This is a genomic window from Pedococcus sp. 2YAF34 (assembly GCF_052114585.1).
In the GTDB taxonomy this organism is placed as follows: domain Bacteria; phylum Actinomycetota; class Actinomycetes; order Actinomycetales; family Dermatophilaceae; genus Pedococcus.
In genome coordinates, this window is sequence record NZ_JBFRFA010000002.1 from 18,628 (window position 1) to 43,820 (window position 25,193).

General features: G+C 71.9%; 24 protein-coding genes. 12 read left to right on the forward strand and 12 right to left on the reverse strand.

The window, feature by feature from the left end; all coding sequences use genetic code 11:
* Positions 1-24 precede the first annotated feature (24 nt).
* Positions 25-1,899, forward strand: a complete 1,875-nt coding sequence (locus tag AB4Z02_RS01310) for an acyl-CoA dehydrogenase (protein ID WP_441968683.1) — start codon at positions 25-27, stop codon at positions 1,897-1,899.
* A 76-nt stretch (positions 1,900-1,975) separates the two neighbouring features.
* Here AB4Z02_RS01310 and AB4Z02_RS01315 read toward each other — a convergent pair whose 3' ends face one another.
* Both AB4Z02_RS01315 and AB4Z02_RS01320 read right to left on the reverse strand, forming a co-directional pair.
* Entirely contained in the window at positions 1,976-2,278 is a 303-nt protein-coding gene (locus tag AB4Z02_RS01315; RefSeq protein ID WP_441968685.1) for a hypothetical protein, read from the reverse strand.
* Positions 2,279-2,284: 6 nt separating this feature from the next.
* Positions 2,285-2,482 carry a hypothetical protein gene (locus AB4Z02_RS01320; protein ID WP_056882934.1) on the reverse strand — a complete coding sequence of 66 codons (198 nt, stop codon included), beginning with the start codon at positions 2,480-2,482 and terminating at the stop codon, positions 2,285-2,287.
* A gap of 271 nt (positions 2,483-2,753) precedes the next feature.
* Here AB4Z02_RS01320 and AB4Z02_RS01325 point away from each other — a divergent pair, with 271 nt between their 5' ends.
* On the forward strand, positions 2,754-3,776 hold the full coding sequence (locus tag AB4Z02_RS01325; RefSeq protein WP_056882933.1) for a helix-turn-helix transcriptional regulator: 1,023 nt from the start codon (positions 2,754-2,756) through the stop codon (positions 3,774-3,776).
* A gap of 107 nt (positions 3,777-3,883) precedes the next feature.
* Here AB4Z02_RS01325 and AB4Z02_RS01330 read toward each other — a convergent pair whose 3' ends face one another.
* Positions 3,884-4,624 carry a CHAP domain-containing protein gene (locus AB4Z02_RS01330; protein ID WP_441968688.1) on the reverse strand — a complete coding sequence of 247 codons (741 nt, stop codon included), beginning with the start codon at positions 4,622-4,624 and terminating at the stop codon, positions 3,884-3,886.
* 228 nt (positions 4,625-4,852) lie between these two features.
* Here AB4Z02_RS01330 and AB4Z02_RS01335 point away from each other — a divergent pair, with 228 nt between their 5' ends.
* Entirely contained in the window at positions 4,853-5,659 is an 807-nt protein-coding gene (locus tag AB4Z02_RS01335) for a C40 family peptidase (protein ID WP_441968690.1), read from the forward strand.
* Positions 5,660-5,749: 90 nt separating this feature from the next.
* Here the strand turns inward: AB4Z02_RS01335 and AB4Z02_RS01340 are convergent, their stop codons facing one another.
* The 4 genes from AB4Z02_RS01340 to AB4Z02_RS01355 all read right to left on the reverse strand — a co-directional run bounded on the left by AB4Z02_RS01340 (position 5,750) and on the right by AB4Z02_RS01355 (position 10,796).
* Positions 5,750-6,013: a DUF6458 family protein gene (locus AB4Z02_RS01340; protein WP_056882930.1), complete on the reverse strand. Its 264-nt coding sequence runs from the start codon at positions 6,011-6,013 to the stop codon at positions 5,750-5,752.
* Positions 6,014-6,112: 99 nt separating this feature from the next.
* Entirely contained in the window at positions 6,113-7,987 is a 1,875-nt protein-coding gene (locus AB4Z02_RS01345) for an NHL domain-containing thioredoxin family protein (RefSeq protein ID WP_441968692.1), read from the reverse strand.
* A complete protein-coding gene (locus tag AB4Z02_RS01350; RefSeq protein ID WP_441968694.1) occupies positions 7,984-8,784 on the reverse strand; it encodes a carbon-nitrogen family hydrolase in 801 nt (266 codons plus the stop codon). Before AB4Z02_RS01350 ends, AB4Z02_RS01345 begins: the two co-directional genes overlap by 4 nt.
* Positions 8,785-8,789: 5 nt before the next feature.
* Positions 8,790-10,796 (reverse strand): cytochrome c oxidase assembly protein, encoded by a 2,007-nt coding sequence (locus AB4Z02_RS01355; protein WP_441968696.1) that lies wholly within the window; start codon positions 10,794-10,796, stop codon positions 8,790-8,792.
* 26 nt (positions 10,797-10,822) lie between these two features.
* Here AB4Z02_RS01355 and AB4Z02_RS01360 point away from each other — a divergent pair, with 26 nt between their 5' ends.
* The 7 genes from AB4Z02_RS01360 (at position 10,823) to AB4Z02_RS01390 (ending at position 17,580) form a co-directional block, all read left to right on the forward strand.
* Complete coding sequence (locus AB4Z02_RS01360) at positions 10,823-11,677, forward strand: maleylpyruvate isomerase family mycothiol-dependent enzyme (RefSeq protein WP_441968698.1); 855 nt, start codon at positions 10,823-10,825, stop codon at positions 11,675-11,677.
* Between the two features lie 119 nt (positions 11,678-11,796).
* Entirely contained in the window at positions 11,797-12,336 is a 540-nt protein-coding gene (locus AB4Z02_RS01365; RefSeq protein ID WP_441968700.1) for a MarR family winged helix-turn-helix transcriptional regulator, read from the forward strand.
* 3 nt (positions 12,337-12,339) lie between these two features.
* Positions 12,340-14,034 carry an MDR family MFS transporter gene (locus AB4Z02_RS01370; protein WP_441968702.1) on the forward strand — a complete coding sequence of 565 codons (1,695 nt, stop codon included), beginning with the start codon at positions 12,340-12,342 and terminating at the stop codon, positions 14,032-14,034.
* 76 nt (positions 14,035-14,110) lie between these two features.
* Positions 14,111-15,067, forward strand: a complete 957-nt coding sequence (locus AB4Z02_RS01375; RefSeq protein ID WP_441968704.1) for an ABC transporter ATP-binding protein — start codon at positions 14,111-14,113, stop codon at positions 15,065-15,067.
* Entirely contained in the window at positions 15,060-15,956 is an 897-nt protein-coding gene (locus AB4Z02_RS01380; RefSeq protein WP_441968706.1) for a hypothetical protein, read from the forward strand. The genes AB4Z02_RS01375 and AB4Z02_RS01380 overlap by 8 nt, the downstream gene beginning before the upstream one ends.
* The gene (locus AB4Z02_RS01385; RefSeq protein WP_441968708.1) at positions 15,953-16,873 is read left to right on the forward strand and encodes an ABC transporter ATP-binding protein; all 921 of its coding nucleotides are present in this window, start codon (positions 15,953-15,955) and stop codon (positions 16,871-16,873) included. The genes AB4Z02_RS01380 and AB4Z02_RS01385 overlap by 4 nt, the downstream gene beginning before the upstream one ends.
* Positions 16,870-17,580, forward strand: a complete 711-nt coding sequence (locus AB4Z02_RS01390) for an ABC transporter permease subunit (protein WP_441968710.1) — start codon at positions 16,870-16,872, stop codon at positions 17,578-17,580. The genes AB4Z02_RS01385 and AB4Z02_RS01390 overlap by 4 nt, the downstream gene beginning before the upstream one ends.
* 97 nt (positions 17,581-17,677) lie before the next feature.
* On the opposite strand, the gene AB4Z02_RS01395 is transcribed toward AB4Z02_RS01390, so the two are convergent.
* The 4 genes from AB4Z02_RS01395 to mgrA form a co-directional block, all read right to left on the reverse strand.
* Entirely contained in the window at positions 17,678-19,201 is a 1,524-nt protein-coding gene (locus tag AB4Z02_RS01395) for a dihydrolipoamide acetyltransferase family protein (RefSeq protein WP_441968712.1), read from the reverse strand.
* 17 nt (positions 19,202-19,218) lie between these two features.
* On the reverse strand, positions 19,219-20,193 hold the full coding sequence (locus AB4Z02_RS01400; protein ID WP_200949207.1) for an alpha-ketoacid dehydrogenase subunit beta: 975 nt from the start codon (positions 20,191-20,193) through the stop codon (positions 19,219-19,221).
* Entirely contained in the window at positions 20,193-21,404 is a 1,212-nt protein-coding gene (gene pdhA / locus AB4Z02_RS01405; RefSeq protein WP_441968715.1) for a pyruvate dehydrogenase (acetyl-transferring) E1 component subunit alpha, read from the reverse strand. Before pdhA ends, AB4Z02_RS01400 begins: the two co-directional genes overlap by 1 nt.
* A gap of 194 nt (positions 21,405-21,598) precedes the next feature.
* Complete coding sequence (mgrA, locus tag AB4Z02_RS01410) at positions 21,599-22,645, reverse strand: L-glyceraldehyde 3-phosphate reductase (protein ID WP_441968717.1); 1,047 nt, start codon at positions 22,643-22,645, stop codon at positions 21,599-21,601.
* Positions 22,646-22,672: 27 nt separating this feature from the next.
* Between mgrA and AB4Z02_RS01415 the strand changes: the two genes are divergently transcribed.
* Positions 22,673-23,059, forward strand: coding sequence for a hypothetical protein (locus AB4Z02_RS01415; RefSeq protein ID WP_056882916.1), 387 nt, complete (start codon positions 22,673-22,675; stop codon positions 23,057-23,059).
* A 15-nt stretch (positions 23,060-23,074) separates the two neighbouring features.
* On the opposite strand, the gene hisC is transcribed toward AB4Z02_RS01415, so the two are convergent.
* Positions 23,075-24,178 carry a histidinol-phosphate transaminase gene (gene hisC / locus AB4Z02_RS01420; protein ID WP_441968719.1) on the reverse strand — a complete coding sequence of 368 codons (1,104 nt, stop codon included), beginning with the start codon at positions 24,176-24,178 and terminating at the stop codon, positions 23,075-23,077.
* Between the two features lie 142 nt (positions 24,179-24,320).
* Here hisC and AB4Z02_RS01425 point away from each other — a divergent pair, with 142 nt between their 5' ends.
* Positions 24,321-24,995, forward strand: a complete 675-nt coding sequence (locus AB4Z02_RS01425) for a helix-turn-helix transcriptional regulator (RefSeq protein WP_441968721.1) — start codon at positions 24,321-24,323, stop codon at positions 24,993-24,995.
* Positions 24,996-25,193 lie beyond the last annotated feature (198 nt).

The window sequence follows — 25,193 nt, forward strand, 5'->3', positions numbered from 1 at the left end:
GCGACACGTGCGGAGGTGCCCGCCATGGGCCACTACAAGAGCAACCTGCGAGACCTGGAGTTCAACCTCTTCGAGGTGTTCGGCCGCCAGGACGTCCTCGGCCGGGGCCCCTACGCGGAGGTCGACGAGGACACCGCCCGCGAGATGCTCAAGGAGGTCGCGCGCCTCTCCGAGCACGAGCTCGCCGAGTCGTTCAGCGACGCCGACCGCAACCCGCCGGTCTACGACCCGAAGACCTTCTCGGTGGCCATGCCCGAGAGCTTCAAGAAGTCGTACGCCGCGTACGTCGAGTCCGGCTTCTGGGCCGTCGACGTCCCCGGCGAGCTCGACGGCACGGTCGCCCCGCCGTCGCTGAAGTGGGCCATGAACGAGATGGTCCTCGGCGCCAACCCCGCCATCGCGATGTTCGCGGCCTCCTACTCGTTCGCCAAGCTGCTCCACATCCTCGGCACCGACGAGCAGAAGAAGCTCGCGCGCTGGATCGTCGAGAAGGGCTGGCACTGCACCATGGTGCTGACCGAGCCCGACGCGGGCTCCGACGTCGGCGCCGGGCGCACCAAGGCCACCGAGAACGCCGACGGCACCTGGAACGTCACCGGCGTGAAGCGCTTCATCACCTCGGCCGAGTCCGACATGACCGACAACGTGATCCACTTCGTGCTGGCCCGCCCCGAGGGCGCCGGTCCCGGCACCAAGGGCCTGTCGCTGTTCATCGTCCCCAAGTTCCACGTCGACCTCGAGACGGGTGAGCTCGGCGAGCGCAACGGCGCCTACGTCACCAACCTCGAGCACAAGATGGGCCTCAAGGTCTCCACGACGTGCGAGGTGACCTTCGGTGAGAAGGAGCCGGCCGTCGGCACCCTCACCGGCGGGATCCACGACGGCATCGCGCAGATGTTCCGCGTCATCGAGCACGCACGGATGCTGGTCGGCACCAAGGCCATCTCCACGCTGTCGACGGCCTACCTCAACGCCCTCGACTACGCCAAGGAGCGCGTGCAGGGCGCCGACCTGACGCAGCAGGCCGACAAGTCCGCCCCGCGCGTGACCATCACGCACCACCCGGACGTGCGCCGGTCGCTCATGACCCAGAAGGCGTACGCCGAGGGCCTGCGTGCACTGGTGATGTTCACCGCCACCCAGCAGGACACCGTCGACCAGGCCCAGCTCGCCAGCGGCACCGAGGAGCTCGCGGACGACAGCCCGGCCCAGCTGGCGAGCCGCGTCAACGACCTGCTGCTGCCCATCGTCAAGGGCGTCGGCTCCGAGCGCGCCTGGGTCCTGCTCGGCACCGAGTCCCTGCAGACGCTCGGCGGTTCGGGATTCCTGCAGGACTACCCGATCGAGCAGTACATCCGCGACGCCAAGATCGACACCCTCTACGAGGGCACGACGGCGATCCAGGGGCTCGACTTCTTCTTCCGCAAGATCATCAAGGACAAGGCGCAGGCACTGTCGCACCTCGCCCTGCAGATCCAGGAGTTCGCCAAGGCGGGCGAGGGCGGCCAGTTCCTCACCACCGAGCGCGAGCTGCTCGGCAAGGGCCTCGAGGACGTCCAGGGCATCCTCGGCTACATGGTCGGCGAGCTCATGAAGTCCGACCCGCGCCAGGACGGCGGCGACGTCACCAACCTCTACAAGGTCGGCCAGAACACCTCGCGCCTGCTCCTGGCAGCCGGTGACCTCGTCATCGGGTGGCTCCTGCTGCGCCAGGCCGAGGTCGCGCACGCCGCGCTCGAGGCCGGCGGCACCACCCAGAAGGACACCGACTTCTACCAGGGCAAGATCGCCGCGGCCTCGTTCTTCGCCCGCACCGTCCTGCCGAAGATCGCCGCCGAGCGGGCCATCGCCGAGGCGACCGACAACGCGCTGATGGACGTGCCCGAGTCCGCGTTCTGACGCCACTCGCACTCAGCACCGCACCACGAGAAGGGCTGGCCTCCCCCCGGAGGCCAGCCCTTCTCCACACCCCCGCTCAGGCCCGGCCGGGCGCGGTCCGTGGCGCCGTACCCAGCACGGCCGAGCACTCGAGCAGCTCGGCGCCCCCGACGTCGTGGCACCACTGCCACAGCGCGACCCGGGCCGCCTGCTCGGCACCGAGCGCGCGCTCGGCCCGCACGAACAGGACCGCCCGCAGCAGCCACGGATCCGTGGCCAGCACCGAGACGTGCTCGACCGCACCCGTCCCCGCCAGCCCGAGCAGCGACCCCGCCGAGGCGTCGACGGTCCCCACGCGCGACTCGGCGCGCAGGCGGATCGTCGCCTCGACGGGGTACACAGTCGCTCAGCCGGGCTCGTGACCGGGCTTGACGTCGTCGCCGGGCCAGCCGATGGCCGCGACGTGACCCGACGAGGCGGGCGACGCCGCGTGCGACGAGAGGCCTGCGTGGTGGTCGGCGGCCGAGGCCACCACGGGCGCCGCGAGCACGGCCAGCACCATCGCGGCGACGGCGGTGCTGACGATCCGGGACCTGCGCTTCATCTGTGTCTCCCCATCTGACGTGAACCGCCTGCTGCGGTCCCCCCGGGACGAGCGTGGACCGCCTGGCGCAGCAGGGGAAGACGAACGGCTGGCACCGAGTGGACGTGACCAGTTGGTGACACCTCGCCGTCGGGAAGGCGAGGAGATGGCAAGGGAACGGCAAGGGCTTGGTGCGGACCGTGCAGACTCCCGTCCGCGGCGAGGACGAAGGGGTATAAAGACGGCATCTGCCCAGACCGGCTGCACGGCCGGCGGACACAGGGGGGAATCCATGCTTCAGTCCTTCGGCGTCGACCAGCGCACCGAGGAGGTGTACCGCGCCATGCTGCAGCTGCCGCGGGCCGGCATCGAGGAGCTGGCCGCGTACCTGGGGCTCGGCGACCAGGACATCCGCACCGAGCTCGACCACCTGGCCGGGCTCACCCTCGTCGAGCCGGGCGACGGCCGGCTGCACCACTACCTCGCGCTGCCCCCGGACCAGGCCGTGGAGGTGCTCATCGCCCGCGAGGAGGAGCGGCTGCTCGCCCGGCAGCGGGAGGTCGACGCGACCCGCACCTCCATCGGCGAGCTCGTCGACTCGTTCGTCGCGAGCCGCAGCACGGTGGGTGACGACGGCCTCGTCGAGCAGCTCGAGGGCTTTCGCGTGGTCCGGTCCAGGCTCTACCAGCTGACCGCCTCGGCCACCCGCCAGGCGGCCAGCATGGTGCCCGGGGAAGCGTTCTCGGTGCGGGCCACCGAGGCCTCGCTGCGCCTCGACACGTCCCTGCTGGAGCGCGGGATCTCGTTGCGCACCATCGTCTCCGAGGTCTCGCTGGCCACGCCGCACTGGGACGCCTACCTGCGACGCACCGTCGCCCTCGGGGCGCAGGTGCGGGCGCACCCGGCACCCCCGATGCTCGCCGTCGTCATCGACAACAGCTCGGCCGTCATCCCGCAGGGCGTCGACCTCACCGCCGGGGCGATGGTGGTGCACGGGGCGCTGACCGCCCCGGTGGCCGCGTTGTTCGACGAGATCTGGCACGACAGCACGCCCCTGCCGGCCGAGCCGACCGAGCTGCCCGGTGACCCGCACCTCAGCGAGGCCCGGATCCGCCAGGTCGTGACCCTCCTCGCGCAGGGCCAGAAGGACGAGGCGATCGCGCGCCGCATGGGAGTGTCCGTGCGCACCGTGCGCAGGCTGGTGTCGGAGGCGGTGGATGCACTCCACGCCCAGAGCCGGTTCCAGGCGGGCGTCCTCGCCGCCCACCGCGGCTGGGTGCCCGGCCCCGGCCACCCGGACGTACCGGTCGGCTGACGAGCCGTGGCCCCGCACCCGGGAGGGGTGCGGGGCCACGGTCCTGCCGCCGGCGGCGGTCGACGACGAGTGCCGTCAGTCGCAGGGGTGCCCGGTGGGAGTCGGGGTCAGCCGATGTGGATGTACTCGAAGCTGCCCTTGGAGACGCGGCGCGTGCCGTAGTGGTCGGGGGAGGCGTAGTTGTACTCCTCCACCGTGACGGTGCCGTCGCTGTTGACCGCGGCGACCCAGGCGACGTGGCCGTAGCTGCCCGCGTCGGACTGGGCGACCGAGCCCACGGTCGGCGTGCTGTTCACGGAGATGCCCGCGGCCCGGGCGGCCTCGTCCCAGTGGTTGGCATTGCCCCAGTGCTGGCCCTTGAACGAGTTGGAGAAGTTGGCGTTCTTGCGGTCGACGATGCGCCACGCCGCGAACGACGTGCACTGGCCCTTGTAGAAGTTCCACGGGTCGATGCCCGACGTGGCGCCGCGGTACGGGTAGTCGTCGACCATGCCGGTGTTGCTGGTGGAGCAGGCGGGGGCGACGGCGTTGTCGGAACCGGTGTAGACGTAGGCGTCGGCGACGAACCGGCCGGTGCCGATCTTGTCCCACAGGCTCGAGGTGCCGTAGGTCCCCGTCACGGTGGAGCCCGCGGTCTGGCAGCTGATGGTGACGGAGGCGCCGTCGTTCACGGTGCCGACGGCGGAGTAGCCGGTGCCGGGGCCGGAGCGAACGGTGAGCGGGGCACCGGCGGTGTTGACGGTGCCACCGGCCGCGAGGGCGGCCGTGGCGAGGGTGACGATGGCGACGGCAGCGCCACCGACGGCGAGACCACCGCGGCGGCCGGTGCGTGCGAACAGCTTCTTCATGTCTTCGAGCTCCTTCGTGGGTCGTTGCGGCTGTAGGAGGTTCACCGCCGGCGGCGCCGGTGGCATCCGCTCGACGCCGAACGTAGGTCGGCCGCCGCGGCCAGCGACACCACTGCAGTCGTCACGTCGCGGCCATGGCACCGACCGGCCACCCCCGGCCCTGTCCGCGCCTCTGCCGCCCGCGCGATCCTGCGATGGGCCAACCGGCCACGAAACGAAGGAGGAAGCATGCGAGCACTTCAACGCAGGGCCGGGTTCGCCCGCGCCGCGGTCGTCACGTTGCTGGCCGGAGGCCTCGCCCTGGCAGGCGCCACGGCGGCGAGCGCCGCGTCGGGCACGGTCAACACGGCAGGTACGGCGCTGACCGTCCGCTCCGGTCCCGGCACCGGGTACACGTCGGTGGGCACCGTCGCCGACGGGGCCGCGGTGACGATCAGCTGCCAGACGGCCGGCACCAGCGTCACGGGCACCTACGGAACCACGACCACCTGGGACAAGATCGGCACCGGCCGGTTCGTCTCGGACGCCTACATCTACACGGGATCCGACGGCCGGGTGGCCCCGGACTGCAGCGGCACCGGGACCGTCGCGGCCCGGGTCACGGCCACGGTCAACGCCGCCGAGTCGATGACCGGCAAGTACCCGTACTCGTGGGGCGGCGGCAACTACGCCGGCCCGACGAAGGGGATCTGCTGCAGCCCCAGCGGGATCGACGACCGCAACACCGTGGGCTTCGACTGCTCCGGCCTCATGGAGTACGCGTTCTACCAGGGTGCGGGCCTGCGGATCTCGAGCACCTCCTCGCAGCAGTACGCCGAGGGCTACAAGGTCGCGCTCGCCAACCGCAAGGCCGGCGACATGGTCTTCTGGTCCGACGCGAGCAAGTCACCGTCGGCGATCCACCACGTCGCCCTCTACATCGGCAACGACCAGATCGTCGAGGCCGACCGCGTCGACGGGCCCGACATCCGGGTCCGCAGCATCAGCCTCAGCGAGACCGGGCTGATGGGCAACGTCGTGCGGCCCATCCGCTGACGGGACCTGCCACGAGACGTCTCACGGGACATGCTGCGGGGCGGGCCGGTTCACCCGGCCCGCCCCGTGGCGGTGTGCTGTGAGGTGCGGTCAGACGCGGCCGTCGCGGTCGACGTCGACCTCGTCCACGCGGGTGCCCGTCGCGGGGTCGGTGTGGCTGACGCGGCGCGCGGAGTAGCCACCGGCAGCGGTACGACGGTTCGTCACGACGAGCGAGAGCAGGATCGCCAGCACCCCGGCGGCCATGCAGATCCACCCGATCATGCCGAGGTTGACCGCGTCGACGGAGGCGTTGAGGGCGAAGGTCAGGATCGCGCCGACGACGATGAGGAAGATGCCGACTCCGATGTACATGCTCACTCCTGGTTGTCGCGGGTTCGGGTTGACCCGGTGCGACGACTGTAGTGCTGCAACGCCTGACCTGCAGGAATGCCGCGCCGCGGGAGCAGCCCCTCAGACGCCGCGCAGGTCGAGCGTGAGCTCAGCCGGGGCACCCTGCATCAGGACGACGGGGATCCCCCAGTCCTGCTGGTAGAGGTGGCAGGCGGCATGCTCGGGCACCTCGCCCGTGACGGGGTCGCCGTCGCACGAGGCGGCGCGCACCGACACGTGCAGCACGCCGTCGCCAACCGAGGGGTCGAGGTCGAGGACCCGGGTGAGCCCCTCGGCGCTGCCGGAGCCGGACCGCAGCAGGTGCTCGGGTGTCGCGGAGACCATGAGCCAGGTCGGGTCGCCCCAGCGGTGGTCGAGCTTCTGGCCCGTCGGCGGGGTGAAGGTGACCTCGAGCCGCACGTCGCCCGCCGCGATGGCGGTCCGGGGCCGCTGCGTCTGGCGGGCGAGGCCGTCGACGCGAGTCGCCTTGTCAGGCAACGGGACCCGTACGAGCTGGTGGGCCGCGGACTCGACGACGAGCAGGTGCGTCGCCCCGGAGGCGTCGGTCTCGACCATCGCGTCGGACGGCTCGCGCAGGCCGGTGGCCAGGGTGCTGACCTCTCGGGCCACGGGGTCGAACCGTCGCACCGCACCGTTGTAGGTGTCCGACACGGCGACCGAGCCATCCGGCAGCACGGTCACGCCGAGCGGGTGCTGCAGGAGCGCTTGGTCGGCTGCGCCGTCGCGGTGGCCGAAGTCGAAGAGTCCCTGGCCGACGTGGGTGGTCACGACGAACCCGTCGTCGGTGACGTCGAGCGAGCGCAGGGCCGAGGTCTCGGAGTCGGCCACCCACAACCGCGTCCCGTCGGCCGACACCGCGAGGCCTGACGGCTGGGCGAACCACGCCTCGTCGGCCGCGCCGTCGCGGATGCCTTCTGCGGAGGTGCCGCCGAGCACGGCGACCGTGTTGTCGGCCGGGTCGGTGGCGAGGTGCAGCGCCCAGAGCTGGTGCACGCCTGCCATGGCGATGACGACCCGGTCGATGAACCAGGCGAGGTCCCACGGCGTGGAGAGGTCCTGCCGCAGGGCCGGCCCGCTGCCGGAGCGCTCGCGCAGCTGCTGGCCCGTGCCCGCCAGGGTCGTCCACGAGCCGTCGGCGAGCCGCAGCCCCGTGACCTGGTGGTTGACCGAGTCGGCGACGACGACGTCGTAGCCCACCCGCTGGGCCGTCTCCTCGGGGAGCACCAGCACACCTTGCGGCTCGGCCAGCACCCCCTCGCCACCGAAGCGTCCGCGTTCGGTCACCAGGTCGGGCTCCAGCCACACGACCTCGTGGTGCGTGGTGTCGGACACGACCACCGACCCGTCGGCGAGCGCAGCGACCTTTCCTGGGAACCGCAGCGCGGTCTCGGCGGGCTCGGGCGGGGAGTAGGGCGAGTCCCCTTGCCGCAGCGTGCCCTTCGCGCTGTGCTCGGCGATGAGCTCCTCGACCAGCACGGACAGCCCGTGGGCGTGGCCCTCGCCCGACAGGGAGGCGACGATGTAGCCCTCGGGGTCGATGACCACGAGGGTCGGCCACGCGCGGGCGGTGTAGGCCTGCCACGTCACGAGGTCGGGGTCGTCGAGGACCGGGTGGTGCACGGCATACCGCTCGACCGCGGCGGCGAGGGCGTCCGGGTCGGCCTCGTGCTCGAACTTCGGCGAGTGCACGCCGACGAGCACGAGCGAGTCGGCGTACTCCTCCTCCAGCGGCCGCAGCTCGTCGAGGACGTGCAGGCAGTTGACGCAGCAGAAGGTCCAGAAGTCGAGGACGACGATCCGGCCCCGCAGGTCGGCCAGGCGCACGTCGGCGCCACCGGTGTTGAGCCAGCCGCGCCCGGCGAGCTCGGGCGCGCGCAGACGGGTGGCGGCGCGGGGGGATGCCGAGGTCGGCGCAGAGGTCGGCGGGGCGGTCACAGCCGGCGGTCCTGAAGGACGGGGAACTGGTCGCGCCAGGCGGTCACTGCTTCCATGTCGACCTCAACACGGAGCACCTGCTCACTAGTCCCCGCCATGGCCAGCGCCTCACCCTTGGCGTCGATGACCTGGGAGTGACCACCCATCGGCGTGCCGGCGTGGGTGCCGGCGGTGTTGCACGCGATGACGACGCACTGGTCCTCCACGGCCCGCGCGTGCGCGAGCAGGGTCCAGTGGCGGACCCGGGCGGCCGGCCACGCAGCCGGCACGATGAAGGCCGTGGCACCGGCGTCGAGCTGGCGGCGGTAGAGCTCGGGGAAGCGCAGGTCGTAGCAGGTGGACAGCCCCGCCCGACCGGCGCCGCCCGGGAGGTCGACGAGCACGATGTCCTCACCGGCGTCCATGAGCCGGGGCTCCCCGGAGCCGAAGCCGAACCGGTGGATCTTGCGGTAGGTCGCGACCAGGCTGCCGTCAGGGCCGTAGACCAGCGAGGTGTTCCAGAGGCCACGGCCCTCGGGCCCGGTCTCACCGTCGGCAGGTCGCTCGACGATCGAGCCGGCGTGCAGCATCACGCCTGCATCGCGGGCTGCCTCGGCCATGGCGGTCCCCACCGGGCCGTCCACCGGCTGGGCGCGGGCGTCCCAGTCGCGGTAGGCGAAGCCCCCGGCGGACCACAGCTCGGGCAGGACCACGAGGTCGTGGCCCCGCTGGGCCCGGACGAGGTCCGCGACCCGCTCGACCCGCGCCTCGACGGGCTCGTCGTCGCCGTAGGCGACCTGGATGACTGCGACGCGCACGGCGCTCAGCCCCTTCCCTCGCTGCGTCTCCTGAGCTCCTGCAGGTGGGCGTTGTAGGCGGCCAGCTCGGCGTCGCCGTCACGGTCGGCCTGCCGGTCCTTGCGCGTCGTCTCGGCCCGGTCGGTGCGCACCCAGGCGACGGCGACCATGAGGGTGAGCAGCACCGTGGGCGCCTCGCCGATCCCCCACGCGATGGCCCCGGCCTTGCGCTGGTCGCCGAGGACGTCGGTCATCCACGGGATCTTGACGACCTCGAAGAAGTCGGGGGCGAGCACGGTGGTGCTGCCGGTCATGACCACCCCGAAGAACGCGTGGAAGCTCATCGTCGCGAAGACGATGACGAGCAGCATCAGCGGCGGCCACTTGCGCGGGCCCGGGTCGATCCCGATGAGCACCCAGACGAAGAGGTAGCCGGTGCCGAGGAAGTGCAGCAGCATCAGCACGTGCCCGGTGTGGGTGCGCAGCGCCAGCTCGAACAGCGGCGAGTAGTAGAAGATCGCCAGGCTGAAGAAGAACAGCGCCGCGGCGACGACGGGGTTGGCGAACGCGCGGAAGACCCGCGAGTGCACGACCTGCAGGATGACCTCGCGCGGTCCCCACGTGCGGTCGGGGCGGGCAGGCAGGGTACGCAGCGCCAGCAGCACCGGGGCCGCGGGCACGAGCAGCAGCGGCACGAGCATCGCGACCACCATGTGCATCGCCATGTGCATGGAGAACAGCACGCGGCCGTACACGCCCGGGGCGCCGCACACGGCGTAGACGAAGATGGCCCAGCCGAGCACCCACACGACCACGCGGTGCACGGGCCAGGCGTCGCCGCGGCGGCGGAGCCGGACCACCCCGGCGACGTAGAGCCCCACGGCGAGCGCGGCGAGCCCGACCCACAGCCACTCGGTGGTCCACGTCGTGAGCCAGCTGCTGCTCGTGAGCGGCGGTGGCGCGGGGTAGCCGGTGAGCACGAAGGCGGGTGAGGCGTCCGGGAGCGGGGCGTCCGAGACCGGCGGGGCGCTGCGCGCCATGGCGACCGCGGTCCCGACCGCCGCCCCCATGACGGCCAGCTCGGCGACGAGGAGGCGGGTGAACGCGAGGCCCGGTGTGGAGCCCGACAGGCGTGCCAGCAGGCTGCGGCGGTGCCACCACCCGGCAGCCCCGAGCAGCACCAGGGCGGCGGTCTTGACGAGGACGAGCGCGCCGTAGCGGGTGGCGAGGTTGGACCAGTCGCCGACCCGCAGGACCGCGCTCTGCACGCCGGAGAGCGCCACGGCGGCGTAGCACCAGCCCGCGAGCGTGGAGAAGCGGTGGGCCGTGGCGGACAGGTCCGGCCCGGAGAGCAGGGGGCGCAGCGCAGCCAGGGCGAGGACGCCACCCACCCAGACCGTGACGGCGACGAGGTGGACCGCCAGGGCGTTGACGGCGGTGCTGTGGTCGCTGGCCCCGGCGGCGTGCCCCGCGAGCGCCAGGGGCAGGACGCCCGCGACGCCGAGCACGGCGAGCCAGGCGGTCACCGTGCGACCAGCGGTCAGCAGGGTGACCACGGCGATGACCGCGGCCACGGCAGTGGTGATCACCTGGACCCGGAAGGCCACGAACTTCCAGACGAAGGTCGCGAGCTGCTGCCCGAAGGCCGGGTCGGAGAGCGGTATGCCGATGAAGTCGGCCATGCCGAGCACCACACCGGTCGCTGCGGCGAGGGCCCAGACGACGGCGGCGAGCCCTGCCAGGCGGATCGCGGTGGCCCTGCGGTGGGTGCGCGTGGTCTCGGGGACGATGAACGCGGCGAACAGCAGCAGGCCGATCGTGGCCGAGGCGGCGACGTCGTGCACCACCCGGGCGTAGAGGACTCCCCAGCGGACGACCGGTCCGGGGTCCGAGACGACCGCGGGGGCTGCCGCCTGGCCCACCGCCGCCGCCAGCGGCATCGCCACGAGCACGGCCACGAGCAGGGCCACGCCCGGAAGCCGCGCCGGGGGCGTCGCCTGCCGTCTCGCGGACACCGCGGCGGGTGAGGTCATGGAGACAGCCTAAGTATGGTGGCCACATGCCCCTGCACCCGGCAGCACCCGAAGACCTGGCCGGACTCGTGTCGGCCTACCAGCAGACCACCCAGGCGGTCGTCGACCTCGGGCGGTCGTGCACCGACGCCGACTTCGACCTGCCGACGGCCTGCCCCGGCTGGACCGTGAAGGACCAGGTCAGCCACGTCGTGGGGCTGGAGTCCTGGCTCCATACCGGCGACGTCCCGAAGGTGGAGGTGCCCGACTACGCGCACATCCGGGGCGAGGCCGGCCGGTTCATCGAGAAGTCGGTCGAGCTGCGCCGTCGCATGGTGGGCCAGAAGGTCGTCGACGAGCTGGAGACCGTGGCCGCCCGCAGGATCGCCGCGCTCAGCGAACCCGGTGTCACCCTCGAGACCGTGGTCCGCGGACCGTGGGGGCCGGCCCCGGTGGGCGACAGCCTGCGCAGGCGGATCCTCGACATCTGGACGCACGAGCAGGACATCCGCCAGGCGCTCGGCCGGCCTGGCAACCTCGACTCGGGCGGGGCCGCCGTGTTCATGGACCTGCTCTTCGCCGCGCTGCCCCGCCTGGTGGCGAAGGAGGCCGGCATCGAGCCCGGCAACGTCGTGATCATCGACTCCACCGGCCCGGTCATGGGGCGCGCCGGCGTCTGGGTCGAGCCGGGCGAGGAGGGCAAGGCCCGCGGCATCCCGCTCTTCTCCGGCATCGCCCACGACGGCGACCCGCACGACGTCTTCACCACCATCACGCTGTCCACCGACTGCCTGACCCGCCGGGCCGCGGGCCGCGGCGGCATCGACGACATCCACTTCACCGTCCACGGTGACGAGGCGGTCGCGCGACGGGTGCTGGAGCACCTCGTCATCGTCCCCTGACCTCGGCCGAACGGACAGCTTTTCGTCCCGCCTTCCTCCACGGTCGGAAACTGGTTGCGTCGCGCAAATAGTGCGTGATACTTGTGTGTCGCAAGCAAACTTCCATCCCAAGGTCACCCATGCCCCACCAGCACGACCAGCACCACCTCGACCGGGAGACCGCCGACCGCGTCAGCGTCGGCCTCGTCCGGCTCGTCAAGCTCCTGCAGTCCCTGCGCCAGCACGCCCCCCGCATCCACCCCGCGGTCGACGCCACGGCGTACCCCGTCCTGTTCAACCTCGCCGCAGAGCCGCGGCGGGTGTCGGCGCTCGCCGAGTGCGTGCACTCGGACGTGTCGACCGTGAGCCGGCAGGTCAGCGCCCTCGTGGGCCACGGCCTGCTCGACAAGGTCAGCGACCCTGACGACGGCCGGGCCCAGGTCGTGCGCCTCAGCGACGAGGGGCACGCCCTGCTGGGCTCCATCCGGGCCCAGCGCAACGAGTGGTTCCGCGAGCTCATGGACGACTGGACCGCCGAGGAGGCCATCGACTTCGCGGCCCACCTCGAACGCCTCGCGTCGGCGCTGGAGACCTCCCGCGAGTCCTTCGCCGCCCGACGCCCCACCCCACCCACCGCCGCCGCAGTCCCCACGGCCGGCGCCAGCACCACGGAGAACTGACACATGGCAGCCACTGCACCCGCAGCGACGGACGGCCCCCTGACGCACCGACAGATCGTGACGATCCTCGTCGGGCTGATGATGGGCATGTTCCTCGCCGCCCTCGACCAGACGATCGTGGCCACCGCGATCCGCACCATCGCCGACGACCTCAAGGGCCTGGACCAGCAGGCCTGGGCCACGACGGCGTACCTCATCACCTCCACGATCGTCACCCCGCTCTACGGCAAGCTCTCGGACATCTACGGCCGCAAGAAGTTCTTCTCCGCGGCGATCACGATCTTCATCGTCGGTTCGGTCCTGTGCACGCTGTCGCAGACGATGCTGCAGCTGGCCTTCTACCGCGCCGTGCAGGGCCTCGGCGCCGGCGGTCTCTTCTCGCTGGCGCTGGCCATCATCGGCGACATCGTGCCGCCGCGTGAGCGGGCCAAGTACCAGGGCTACTTCCTGGCCGTGTTCGGCACCTCGAGCGTCCTCGGCCCGGTCATCGGCGGCTTCTTCGCCGGCCAGTCCTCCCTGCTCGGCATCGACGGCTGGCGCTGGGTGTTCCTCGTCAACGTGCCGATCGGCATCGCCGCCCTGCTCGTGGTCGCCCGCACCCTGCACCTCAACCACACCCGCCTCGACCACCGCATCGACTGGTGGGGCGCGGTCACCCTCTCCCTCGGGCTCGTCCCGCTGCTGCTCGTCGCCGAGCAGGGCCGCGACTGGGGCTGGGGCTCCGGTCGCTCGATCGCCTGCTACGCCGTCGGCGTTGTCGGCGTCATCGCCTTCCTGCTCGTGGAGCGCGCGATGAAGGACGAGGCGCTGCTGCCCCTCACGCTGTTCCAGAACCGCACGGTCGGCGTCGCCTCTGGCGCCTCGGTGCTCATCGGCATGGCGATGTTCGGTGGCCTCGCGTGCCTCCCGCTCTACCTGCAGATCGTCAAGGGTGCGTCGCCGACCAAGGCCGGCCTGCTGCTGCTGCCCCTGACGCTCGGCATCATGTTCGGCTCGATCCTGTCGGGCCAGATCATCAGCCGCACCGGCCGCTACCGCCGCTTCCCGATCATCGGCTCGGCCCTGCTGGCCCTGGCTCTGTTCGTCTTCCACTACGTCAAGGCGGACACCCCGCTGTGGCAGACCGGCATCGTCATGGTGTTCTTCGGCCTCGGACTCGGCTTCAACTTCCAGCCGCTCACCCTCGCCGTGCAGAACGCCGTGTCGCCGCGCCTCATCGGCGTCGCGACGTCGTCGGCCACCTTCACCCGCCAGATCGGCGGCACGCTGGGCACGGCCGTGTTCCTGTCGATCCTGTTCTCGACGGTGCCCGACAAGATCACGACGGCGATGGCGGCCGCGAAGGGCACGCCCGAGTTCCAGGCCGCGCTCAAGGACCCGGCCAACGCCGCGTTCGCCCAGAGCATGCAGGCCGCCCAGCAGGGTGGAGGCACCGGTGCCGCCGGTGGCGTGCTCAAGGACTCCTCGTTCCTCAACCAGCTCGACCCGCGGCTGGCCAAGCCGTTCCTCGAGGGCTTCTCCTCGGCGATGGACACGGTGTTCCTCGCCGGCGGGGCGGTCATGGTCATCGGCTTCCTCGTGATGCTGCTCCTGCCGCACGTCGAGCTGCGCGGCGGGTCGGCATACTCCGAGCGCGGCGCCGCCGACAAGGCCGACGCGGAGGCCGCTGCGGCGGCACCGCCCGCCGCCGCGCACTGAGGGTCGTCCCTGATCCGCCCCTGAACCCCGGGCGAGCCCATCGGCTCGCCCGGGGTTCGTGGTTAGGGTGACGTCCGTGGAAGCCGTCGTGCAGACCCGGGGCCTGACCAAGGACTACGGCTCCGTCCTCGCGCTGGACGCGCTCGACCTCGAGATCGGCGCGGGCACCACCGGTCTCGTCGGGGCCAACGGCGCGGGCAAGTCCACCCTGCTCAAGATCCTGCTCGGCCTCGTCCCCGCGACCCGCGGCGGCGCGCGGGTCCTCGGGCACGAGATCGCCACCGAGGGACCAGCGATCCGCGCGGCAGTCGGGTACCTGCCCGAGCACGACTGCCTGCCTCCGGACGTCAGTGCCAGCGACTTCGTCGTGCACATGGCGATGATGTCCGGCCTCCCCCGGGTCGCCGCCCGGGAGCGCGCCGCCGAGGTGCTGCGCCACGTGGGGCTGGCCGAGGAGCGGTACCGCCCGATGGGTGGCTACTCCACCGGCATGAAGCAGAAGGCCAAGCTGGCGCAGGCCCTCGCCCACGACCCGCGGCTCGTGCTGCTCGACGAGCCGACCAACGGGCTCGACCCGGCGGCACGCGACGAGATGCTCGGACTGGTCCAGCGGATCGGGCGCGACTTCGGGATCGCGGTCATCGTGACCTCGCACCTGCTCGGCGAGCTCGAGCGCGTGAGCGACCACGTCGTCGTCCTCGACGGCGGCCGGCTCCTGCGGGCCTCGAGCACCGACGAGTTCCTCGACGCCACCGGCGTCCTGCTCGTGGAGGTCCTCGGTGACGACGCGCAGGCCCGCATGGCGCAGGCCCTGAACCGGTCCGGGGTCGCGACCGTCGCCCGCGGCACCATGCTCACCGTCGACGCCACCGCGCGGGCGTCGGACCAGGTCGACGTGCACGACCTGATCCGCGACACCGCCAGCGACCTCGGGCTCGGACTGGTGCGGCTGCAGGTCGACCACCGCCACATCGAGGACGTCTTCGCCACGGACGGAGCAGCCGCGTCGAGCCCGGAGGTGTCCCATGACTGACCCCACGTCCGCCACCCCCGAAGGCGGCAGCGTCATCCACGACCTGGGCTACCGGCCCTACACCGGCCCACGCCTGGGGCCCGCCGCCATCGCTCGCGCCCTGGTCGTCACCGGCTTCCGCAACGCCTTCGGGCTCGGCCGCTCGGGGAAGTCGAAGGTGCTGCCCTTCGTGCTGCTGGGCATCAACCTGATGCCGGCCCTCGTGATCGGCGGGGTGATGGTGTTCGTCGGGCTCAAGCGTCTGCCGATCGGCTACGCCCAGTACGCCTCCACGACACAGGTCCTTCTGGGGATCTTCGTCGCGTCCCAGGCCCCGGTCCTGTTCTCGCGCGACCTGCGACACGGCACCATCTCGCTCTACCTCGCCCGCCCGCTCCCCTCCTCCACCTACGCGCTCGCGCGGTGGAGCTCCCTGCTCGGCGCGACCCTCGTCTTCCTCCTCCTCCCGATCCTGCTCCTGTATGCCGTGGCCCTGCTCGGTGAGCTCGACGTCACCGACCAGACCCGGGACGCCGCGATCGCCGTCGGCCTCGCGCTCCTCCTCGCACTCGCACTGACCGGGGTCGCCGGACTGGTGGCGTCCTGGTCGACCCGTCGCGGGTTCGCCGTCGTCGCCACGATCGCCGTCCTGCTCATCGGCAACGGCATCGTCACCGCGATCCAGGGCATCTCCCAGGAGGAGGGCCACCCGCGTGCGGGCGAGGTCGCTGGACTCTTCTCGCCGTACTCGCTCTACCGGGGGCTGATGTCCACCTGGACCGACACCCACGGGCCGACGCCCCCGACAGGGACCGCGATGCAGGCGGCCTACCTGGTGGTCCTGGTCGCCCTGTCAGCGGCGTGCGTCGCAGCCCTGGTCTGGCGTTACCGGAGGGTGGCGACAGCATGAGCGTCATCACCATCGACAAGGCGTCGCGGTGGTACGGCAACGTCGTCGCGGTCAACGGCATCTCGATGACCGTCCGGCCCGGCGTGACCGGGCTGCTCGGGCCCAACGGCGCGGGCAAGACGACCCTGATCGCGCTCATGTCGGGGTTCCTCGCGCCGTCTGCCGGCACCGTCGCCCTGGACGGACACCCGATCTGGCGCGACACCGACGCCTACCGCTCGATCGGCCTGGTGCCCGAGCGCGAGCTCAGCTTCGGCTACCTCACCGGTCGCGAGCTCGTCCTCGCCAACGCCGAGCTGCACGGACTGGTGGACCCCGGCGCCGCCGCCCAGCGAGCACTCGACGTCGTCGAGATGAGCGAGCCCGCCGCCCGCCGGATCGGGACCTACTCCAAGGGCATGCGCCAACGGGTCAAGCTGGCGTCCGCCCTCGTCCACGACCCTGCGGTGCTCCTGCTCGACGAGCCGTTCAACGGCGTCGACCCACGGCAGCGGCTGCACCTCATGGGCCTGCTGCGCCGGATGGGTGCCGAGGGGCGCACCGTCCTGTTCAGCTCGCACATCCTCGAGGAGGTCGAGCAGGTGGCCCGGCAGATCGAGGTCGTCGTCTCAGGGCGCCACGCGGCCTCCGGGGACTTCGGCCAGATCCGGCGGCTGATGACCGACCGCCCGGTGCAGTACGTCGTCGTCGGGGACGACGACCGAGGTCTGGCTGCCGCCCTCATCGCAGACCCCTCGGTGCTCTCCGTCTCCCTGCGCCCGGCGGGTGGTGTCGACGTGTCGGTGTCCGACTTCGGGGCGTTCGCGGTCCGGCTGCCGCAGGTGGCCCAGCAGCGCGGCATACGCATCCTGGAGCTCACACCCACCGACGAGTCGCTCGAGAGCGTCTTCTCCTACCTCGTGGGGGCCGGCCGATGAACCGCACCATCCTGCGGCTCTCCAGGCAGGCGCTGCTGGGCCGACGTCGCGGGATCGTGCTGGTCCTGATCCCCGGGGTCCTCCTGGTGCTCGCCGTGGTGGTGAGCGCGCTGACCAGCGACCCGTCCGTGGGGTACGAGGCGGTCGCCAACCTCGGCTTCACCCTCGCGCTCCCGCTGGTCACCCTGCTGGCCGCCACGGCAGTGCTCGGCCCCGAGGTGGACGACGGGTCGATCGTGTACCTGCTGGCCAAGCCGGTGAGCCGCCACGTCATCGCCCTGAGCAAGTTCGTCGTCGCCTGGGCCGCGACCCTGGTCTTCGGGGCCCTCCCGCTGTTCGCGGCCGGGCTGGTCCTCGACGTGGGCGACCCACGCCGCGCGGCCGCCTGGGGAGTGGGAGCGGCCGTGGCCGGCACGGCCTACACCGCGCTGTTCCTCGGGCTGGCGGCCTTCACCCGGCACGCCGTGGTCGTCGGGCTGCTCTTCGCCCTCCTCTGGGAGGGCGTGCTCGGCAGCGTCCTCGACGGGATCCGGTGGGTGGCCATCGGCGCGTGGGGCCGCGAGGTCGCGGCGGCGATCAGCTCCGCCGTCCCGGACCAGTCGATGGGACTAGGCTATGCCGTGGTCGCCGCGGTGGTCGTGACCGTCGCGGCCCTGTGGTTCACGGGCGACCGGCTGCGCTCATTCACCCTGCGCGGCGACGAGTAGGCGCCGTGCGGGGTCCGTTCGCCACACGACGAACGCCGCACGACGAAGGCGCGCACCGGTCACGGTGCGGGCCTTCGTCGTGTGTACGGTGCTGCGCTCAGCCCCAGACGAGGCCCCGCGCGGGGTCGGCGAGGATAGCGCCCACATCGGCGATGAACTTGCTGCCGAGCTCGCCGTCGACGAGCCGGTGGTCGAACGACAGGGCCAGCTGGGTGACCCAGCGGGGCTCGATCGTCTCGGTGCCGTCGGCGGCGGTGACCACCCACGGCTGGCGGCGGATGGCGCCGAACGCCATGATCGCCGACTCGCCGGGGTTGATGATCGGGGTGCCGGTGTCGACGCCGAAGACGCCGACGTTGGTGATCGTGATCGTGCCGCCGGACATGTCGGCCGGCTGGGTGCGGCCCTCACGAGCGGTGGCGGTCAGCGCGCCGATGGCCTCGGCCAGCTGGAGCATCGACATCTGGTCGGCGTCCTTGATGTTCGGGACGATGAGGCCCCGCGGGGTGGCCGCGGCGATGCCGAGGTTGACGTAGTGCTTGACCACGATCTCCTGCGCGGCCTCGTCCCACGTCGCGTTGATCTCGGGGTGGCGGCGGATCGCGACCGCCATCGCCTTGGCCAGCACCAGCAGCGGCGTGACCTTGACGTCCTTGAACTCGCGGTCCTTCTTGAGGCGCTCGACGAGCTCCATCGTGGCGGTCGCGTCGATGGTGACCCACTCGGTGACGTGCGGCGCCGTGAACGCGCTGCCGACCATCGCCTGGGCGGTCATCTTGCGGACACCCTTGATCGGGATGCGCGTCTCGCGCTCGCCACCGCGGGTGAACACCGGGGCCTGGTACGCCGCGGCGGCCGGCTGGGTGCCCACGGCACCCTGCTGGGTGGTGGCCGCCGTGCCGTCGGCGTGGGCATCGACGTCGGCGCGGCTGATGATGCCGCCCTCGCCGGAGCCGGAGACCGCGTCGAGGTCGACCCCGAGGTCCTTGGCGTACTTGCGGACCGGAGGCTTCGCCAGCGCCCGACCGCCACCGACGCGGGCCGCGGGAGCCGCGACCGGCTCCTCGGCGCGAGGCGTCGGCTGCTGGACCGCAGGAGCGACGGGTGCGGGAGCGACAGGAGCCGGAGCGGCCGCCGAGGCAACGGACGGCGCACCCTTGCGGGGGCGGCGCACGGCCTCGGTCTGCTTGACGCCGTAGCCGACGAGGACGGCGGTGCGACCGGTGGACGTGGTCCCGCCGATCTTGCCCTCCTCGATGGCCTCCTCCTCGGCGGCCGCCTTCTCCATCTTGGGAGCCGGGCTGCCCTCCATACCGGGCTCGACGGCGCGCTGCGCGCCGGCGTCCTGGACGCTCGTCGGTGCCCCGGTGCCGGCGCCGCCGGCGGTGTCGACGGCGATGATCGGCGTGCCGACCTCGACCGTGTCACCCTCGGAGACGAGCAGCGCCGTGACGGTGCCGGCGAACGGGACGGGGAGCTCGACCAGCGACTTCGCCGTCTCGATCTCGACGACGATGTCGTTGACCTTGACCGTGTCGCCGACCTTGACGTTCCAGGTGACGATCTCGGCCTCGGTCAGGCCCTCGCCCGGGTCGGGGAGCTTGAATTCCTTGGTGCTCATGGGTATTCGCGTCCCTCTCAGAAAGCCAGCGAGCGGTCGACTGCGTCCAGGACGCGGTCGAGGTCGGGGAGGAACTCCTCCTCGAGCTTGCTGGGCGGGTAGGGCAGGTTGTAGCCGCCGACCCGCAGCACCGGGGCCTCGAGGTGGTAGAAGCAGCGCTGCTGCAGGGCCGCGGCGATCTCGGCGCCCATGCCGAGGAACGTCGAGGCCTCGTGGACGACGATGGTCCGGCCGGTCTTCTCCACGGACGCGGCGACCGTGTCGAGGTCGAGCGGGCTGAGGGTGCGCAGGTCGATGACCTCGAGGTTCTTCCCCTCCGCGGCAGCCGCCTCGGCGGCCTGCATGCAGGTCTTGACCATGGGGCCGTAGGCGACCAGCGTCGCGTCGGTGCCCTCACGCAGGACGTTGGCCCGCAGCAGCTCGCGAGGCGCGGCCGACTCGTCGACCTCGCCCTTGTCCCAGTAGCGGCGCTTGGGCTCGTAGAACAGCACCGGGTCGTCGGACTCGATGGCCTGCTGGATCATCCAGTAGGCGTCCTCGGCGTTGGAGCAGCAGACGACCTTCAGCCCCGCGGTGTGGGCGAAGTAGGCCTCGTTGGACTCCGAGTGGTGCTCGACCGCGCCGATGCCACCACCGACGGGGATGCGGATGACCATGGGCAGCTTGATCTTGCCGAGCGAGCGGGCCCGCATCTTGGCGACCTGGCTGACGATGTGGTCGAACGCCGGGTAGATGAAGCCGTCGAACTGGATCTCGACCACGGGGCGGTAGCCGCGCAGCGCCATGCCGATCGCGGTGCCGACGATGCCGGCCTCGGCGAGCGGGGTGTCGATGACGCGGTCCTCGCCGAAGTCCTTCTGCAGGCCGTCGGTGACGCGGAAGACGCCACCGAGCTTGCCGATGTCCTCACCCATGAGGACGACCTTGGGGTCGCGCTCCATGGCGGCGCGCAGACCGTTGTTGATGCCCTTGGCGATCGTCATGGTGCCCATCAGTGACCACCCTCCGTGGCGAATCCGGCGTGGTACTCGGCGAACTCCCTGCGCTCGGCCTCGACGACCGGGTGCTCCTCGACGTAGATGTGGTCGAACATCGAGTCGGGGGTCGGGTCGGGCATCGACAGGCAGCCCTCGCGGACGTGCGCGGCCAGCTCGTCGGCCTCGGTGTCCACCGCGTCGAAGAACTCCTGGTCGGCCTTCGCCGTGTGCACGAGGTAGGACTTGAGGCGCTCGATCGGGTCGCGGTGCTTCCACACCTCGACCTCGGCGGAGACGCGGTACTTGGTCGGGTCGTCCGACGTCGTGTGCGCCCCCATGCGGTAGGTGTAGGCCTCGACGAAGGTCGGGCCCTGGCCGGAGCGGGCCGCGTCGAGCGCCTGCTTGGCGACGGCGTAGACGGCGAGGACGTCGTTGCCGTCGACCCGCACGCCCGGGAAGCCGAAGCCGCGCGCCCGCTGGTAGAGCGGGATACGGGTCTGGCGCTCGTTGGGCTCGGAGATGGCCCACTGGTTGTTCTGGCAGAAGAACACGACCGGGGCGTTGTTCACCGCGGCGTAGACGAACGCCTCGTTGACGTCACCCTGCGCGGAGGCACCGTCGCCGAAGTAGGCGATCACCGCGGCGTCGCGGTCGGCGTCGCCGGTGCCCACGTCGCCGTCGCGCTGGATACCCATCGCGTAGCCGGTCGCGTGCAGCGTCTGGGCGCCGATGACGATCGTGTAGAGGTGGAAGTTCTTCTCGTTGGGGTCCCAGCCACCGTGGTTGACGCCACGGAAGAGCCCGAGGAGGTTGAGCGGGTCGACCCCGCGGCACCAGGCGACGCCGTGCTCGCGGTAGGTCGGGAAGGCGTAGTCCTGCGGGCGCATCGCGCGGCCGGAGCCGACCTGCGCCGCCTCCTGGCCCAGCAGGCTGGCCCAGATGCCGAGCTCGCCCTGGCGCTGGAGCGCGGTGGCCTCGGCGTCGACGCGGCGGATGAGGACGAGGTCGCGGTAGAAGCCGCGCAGGTCCTCGTCGGTCAGGTCCTTGACGTACTCGTCGTACTCGGCGTTCTCGACCCGCTGGCCCTCGGGCGTGAGCAGCTGGACCATCTCGGGTCCGCCGTCTCCGACCTCGGGCACGGGGGCGGTCAGCTCTGCCAGCACGTCGTCCTCGGCGGGACGGGTGCCGGCCTGCTCACCGGTACTGGCGACAGCGTTGTCGCTCACAGGCACTCCTTCTTCCTCCGGACCCGCGATGGCGGGCCCTTCGGCTCGGGCCGCGACGACCCATGCGGGGTCACCGCTGCTGGCGTTGCGCGGCAGGCTGGTTGCGCCGGTTGTGGCGGCGCTCACATAGGGCCTTGCTGGAGCCAAAGATAACGGGAGGCCGGGAAATCTCAGAATCCGGACCCCGGCCTCCTTCAGGCGATCTCGGACTTGCCGCGCCAGAGGTCGATGCCGGCCTCGACGGCGTCGCGGTCGATCTCCTCGAGCTCGGCGTCGGTGAAGCGCAGGTTGGCCACCGCGGCGGCGGAGTCCTCGAGCTGGGCGACCGAGGAGGCGCCGATGAGCACGGAGGAGACGCGCTCGTCGCGCAGCACCCAGGCCAGCGCCATCTGCGCCAGCGACTGCCCGCGCTCGGTGGCCAGGTCGTCGAGCTTGCGGATGTGCGCCAGCGACTCGTCGGTGAGCAGGTCGGGCGACAGCGACTTGCCCTGCGCCGCGCGGGAGCCCTCCGGCACGCCGCCGAGGTACTTGTTGGTGAGCATCCCCTGCGCGAGGGGGCTGAAGGCGATGCAGCCGATGCCCCGCTCGCCGAGGGTGTCGAGCAGGCCACCCTCGACCCACCGGTTCAGCATCGAGTAGCTCGGCTGGTGGATCAGGAGCGGGACGCCCAGTTCGGCGAGGACCTCGGCCGCGCGTTCGGTGCGCTCGGCGGAGTAGCTCGAGATGCCGGCGTACAGCGCCTTGCCCTGCTTCACCGCGGTGGCGAGCGCCCCCATGGTCTCCTCGAGCGGCGTGTCCTCGTCCGGGCAGTGGCTGTAGAAGATGTCGACGTAGTCCAGGCCCATGCGCTGCAGGCTCTGGTCGAGGCTGGCGAGCAGGTACTTGCGTGAGCCGCCGATGCCGTAGGGGCCGGGCCACATGTCGTAGCCGGCCTTGGTGCTGATGACGAGCTCGTCGCGGTAGGGCCTGAAGTCGGCGGCGAAGTGGCGGCCGAAGTTGACCTCGGCGCTGCCGTACGGCGGGCCGTAGTTGTTGGCGAGGTCGAAGTGCGTGATGCCGATGTCGAACGCCCGGCGCAGGATCGCCCGCTGCACCTCGAACGGCTTGTCGTCGCCGAAGTTGTGCCACAGGCCCAGCGAGACCGCCGGGAGGTGCAGGCCGCTCTGGCCCACCTTGCGGTAGGGCATGGGGCCGTAGCGGTCCGGGTTGGGCAGGTATGCGGGGAGCCAGGTGTCGACCATGCCGACAGTCTGGCGCAGGATGGGTACATGAGGCCCCTCCGCGCGCGCTCGGCGGTCCCGTCACTGGTCGCGATGCTCGGCCTGGCCGCCTGCGGGACCGCCTCGCCAAGCACGACGACGACCTCGAGCGCGTCGACGGCCGCCCCCAGCCCGTCGAGCTCAGGACCGGTCGGACCGGTCGGAGGGCGTGGCCGCCTCGTCACCGTGACCGGGACCGTGGCGGCGGGTACGGAGCGTGGCTGCCTGCTGTTCTCGCCGGAGGACGGCCAGCCCGGCGGCGCCTGGGTGCTCGTCGGCCACACCGAGGGCCTGGAGGCAGGTCAGCGCGTCACCCTGCGCGGGGCACGCCTCGACGTGGCGACGACCACCTGCCAGCAGGGATCGGCGTTCCGGGTCGAGGAGGTCGTCGGCTGAGGCGGCAGAGCGGCCTCAGGACGCGGGGTGCTCCGTGAGGAAGTCGCCGGCGACACGGATGAGCACGTCGTTGGCCTCGGTCTCGCCGATCGTCGCGCGGACACCGTCGTCGCCGTACTGGCGCAGCGTGAGGCCCGCCTCCTGAGCGGCCGCGGCAAAGGCGCCGGAACGCTCCCCGAGGCCGAACCACACGAAGTTCGCCTCCGTGTCGGCGATGAACCAGCCCTGGCCGCGCAGGGCCTCCACGACCCGGGTGCGCTCGGCGACGAGCTGGTCGACCCGCTCCTTGAGCTCGTCGAACGCGCCGAGCGAGGCGACGGCCGCCGCCTGGGCGATCGAGTTGACGCCGAACGGGGTGGCCGTCTTGCGCAGCGCACTCGCGACCGGCGGGTGCGCGACGGCATACCCGACGCGGAGCCCGGCAAGGCCGTAGGCCTTGGAGAAGGTGCGCAGCACCATGACGTTGGGCCGCTCGCGGTAGAGCTCCAGGCTGCGCGGCGCGTCCTCGCCGGTGACGAACTCGACGTAGGCCTCGTCGATGACCACGAGCACCCGGGACGGCACCTGGTCGAGGAACCGCTCGAGCTCGGTGTGGGTGACCATCGGGCCGGTCGGGTTGTTGGGAGTGCAGACGATGACCACCTTGGTGCGGTCGGTGATCGCGGCGGCCATGGCGTCGAGGCGGTGGCGCGCGTGGTCGTCGAGCCCGACCTGCACCGACCTGGCGCCGGCAAGCGCGGTGACGATCGGGTAGGCCTCGAACGAGCGCCAGGCGTAGACGACCTCGTCGTCGGGGTCGCAGGTCGCCTGCACGAGCTGGCCCAGGACGCCGACCGAGCCGGTGCCGGTGGCGATGTGCTCGGTCGGCACCCCGAGGTGCTCGGCGAGGGCCTCGGTGAGTGCCGTGACGGCCATGTCGGGGTAGCGGTTGACCTGCGTCGCGGCCTCGTGGATGACCTCGAGGACCGAGGGCAGCGGCGGGAACGGGTTCTCGTTGGAGGACACCTTGTAGGCCGTGACGCCCTCGCGTGCGGACGCGGGCTTGCCGGGCACGTAGGCCGGCACCTGGTCGAGGGCCGCACGCAGCCGGACGTCGGTCTCACGGGTCGGGTCGCTCATGGGGGTCACTGTATGCGGCGTCGTCGCTGGTCGCGGCCCGGCCGCGACGGTCGTGCCCACCGACTCCGCGGATCACGGGGTGCGTCCGCCGCCGCCCCAGTGTGATCATGCGAGCGCACGGCAGCGCGGAGGGAAGGGGAGCATGACGACCGCGGACGGTGGGGAAGCCGAGCGGCACGACCTGTTCCGCCGGGTCGGTCGCCTCAGCGCCACCGTCAACGGCCTCACCGCGCTCGAGCCGCAGGCGCGCAGGTCGGTGTGGTCGATCCTGCCGTCGACGCGCTTTCAGCCCCACGACGCCAGCCACGAGCTCAACGAGCGCTCCGCGCAGCGCGGCCTGGACCTGCGCACGGTGGTGAGCCCGCACTGCCTGACGGTCAACCCGCTGATGTCGTCCATCGACCCGGCCGTGCGGGTCGGCCACGTCTTCACCACTTTCATCCTCGTCGACGGCAGCGCGGCCGTCGTGTTCGGTCCCCCCGGCAACCACGGCGAGCCGACCGCGTGGCGCGCCACCCGCTCCGACGTGCTCGGCGCGGTCAGGGACATCTGGACGCGGGTGTGGGCGTCATCGCGGCCCGCGGTGCCGCCCGGCGACGAGCCTCCCTTCACCCGCCGCCAGGTGCTGGTCGCGAGCCGGCTGGCTGCCGGCACCAAGGACGCCGCCATCGCCCGCGAGCTCGGGGTGTCGGTGCGCACCGTGGTGTCCGAGGTCGCCGCCATCGTCGAGCGCCTCGGGGCGCGGGGCCGCCTCGACGCCGTGCACGCGCTCGGCGCCGGCCTAACGACTCCTGCCACGGGGCCGCACGCCTACTGACCACGTCAAGCCGGGTTGCGTGTGCACGCACCTGCGCGTGTGCCGGTTGGCCCCGGGCGCGGCCGGGTGCCACAGTTTGCGCGGCGGCGCCTTCGGGGGAGGGATGCCGCCAGCGGCCCGTCACCGCCCCCGTGCAGGGCAGCAGGTGGCGGGTCCGCAGACGCCACGAGACCGCATCCGGCGCGGAGATGCGGTCTC

Bases quoted from the DNA above. Each gene is read 5' to 3' on its own strand.
- AB4Z02_RS01310 (WP_441968683.1), top strand. From the start codon at position 25: ATGGGCCACTACAAGAGCAACCTGCGAGACCTGGAGTTCAACCTCTTC.
- AB4Z02_RS01320 (WP_056882934.1), bottom strand. From the start codon at position 2,482: ATGAAGCGCAGGTCCCGGATCGTCAGCACCGCCGTCGCCGCGATGGTG.
- AB4Z02_RS01325 (WP_056882933.1), top strand. From the start codon at position 2,754: ATGCTTCAGTCCTTCGGCGTCGACCAGCGCACCGAGGAGGTGTACCGC.
- AB4Z02_RS01330 (WP_441968688.1), bottom strand. From the start codon at position 4,624: ATGAAGAAGCTGTTCGCACGCACCGGCCGCCGCGGTGGTCTCGCCGTC.
- AB4Z02_RS01335 (WP_441968690.1), top strand. From the start codon at position 4,853: ATGCGAGCACTTCAACGCAGGGCCGGGTTCGCCCGCGCCGCGGTCGTC.
- AB4Z02_RS01340 (WP_056882930.1), bottom strand. From the start codon at position 6,013: ATGTACATCGGAGTCGGCATCTTCCTCATCGTCGTCGGCGCGATCCTG.
- AB4Z02_RS01355 (WP_441968696.1), bottom strand. From the start codon at position 10,796: ATGACCTCACCCGCCGCGGTGTCCGCGAGACGGCAGGCGACGCCCCCG.
- AB4Z02_RS01360 (WP_441968698.1), top strand. From the start codon at position 10,823: ATGCCCCTGCACCCGGCAGCACCCGAAGACCTGGCCGGACTCGTGTCG.
- AB4Z02_RS01365 (WP_441968700.1), top strand. From the start codon at position 11,797: ATGCCCCACCAGCACGACCAGCACCACCTCGACCGGGAGACCGCCGAC.
- AB4Z02_RS01370 (WP_441968702.1), top strand. From the start codon at position 12,340: ATGGCAGCCACTGCACCCGCAGCGACGGACGGCCCCCTGACGCACCGA.
- AB4Z02_RS01380 (WP_441968706.1), top strand. From the start codon at position 15,060: ATGACTGACCCCACGTCCGCCACCCCCGAAGGCGGCAGCGTCATCCAC.
- AB4Z02_RS01385 (WP_441968708.1), top strand. From the start codon at position 15,953: ATGAGCGTCATCACCATCGACAAGGCGTCGCGGTGGTACGGCAACGTC.
- AB4Z02_RS01390 (WP_441968710.1), top strand. From the start codon at position 16,870: ATGAACCGCACCATCCTGCGGCTCTCCAGGCAGGCGCTGCTGGGCCGA.
- AB4Z02_RS01395 (WP_441968712.1), bottom strand. From the start codon at position 19,201: ATGAGCACCAAGGAATTCAAGCTCCCCGACCCGGGCGAGGGCCTGACC.
- AB4Z02_RS01400 (WP_200949207.1), bottom strand. From the start codon at position 20,193: ATGGGCACCATGACGATCGCCAAGGGCATCAACAACGGTCTGCGCGCC.
- mgrA (WP_441968717.1), bottom strand. From the start codon at position 22,645: ATGGTCGACACCTGGCTCCCCGCATACCTGCCCAACCCGGACCGCTAC.
- AB4Z02_RS01415 (WP_056882916.1), top strand. From the start codon at position 22,673: ATGAGGCCCCTCCGCGCGCGCTCGGCGGTCCCGTCACTGGTCGCGATG.
- hisC (WP_441968719.1), bottom strand. From the start codon at position 24,178: ATGAGCGACCCGACCCGTGAGACCGACGTCCGGCTGCGTGCGGCCCTC.
- AB4Z02_RS01425 (WP_441968721.1), top strand. From the start codon at position 24,321: ATGACGACCGCGGACGGTGGGGAAGCCGAGCGGCACGACCTGTTCCGC.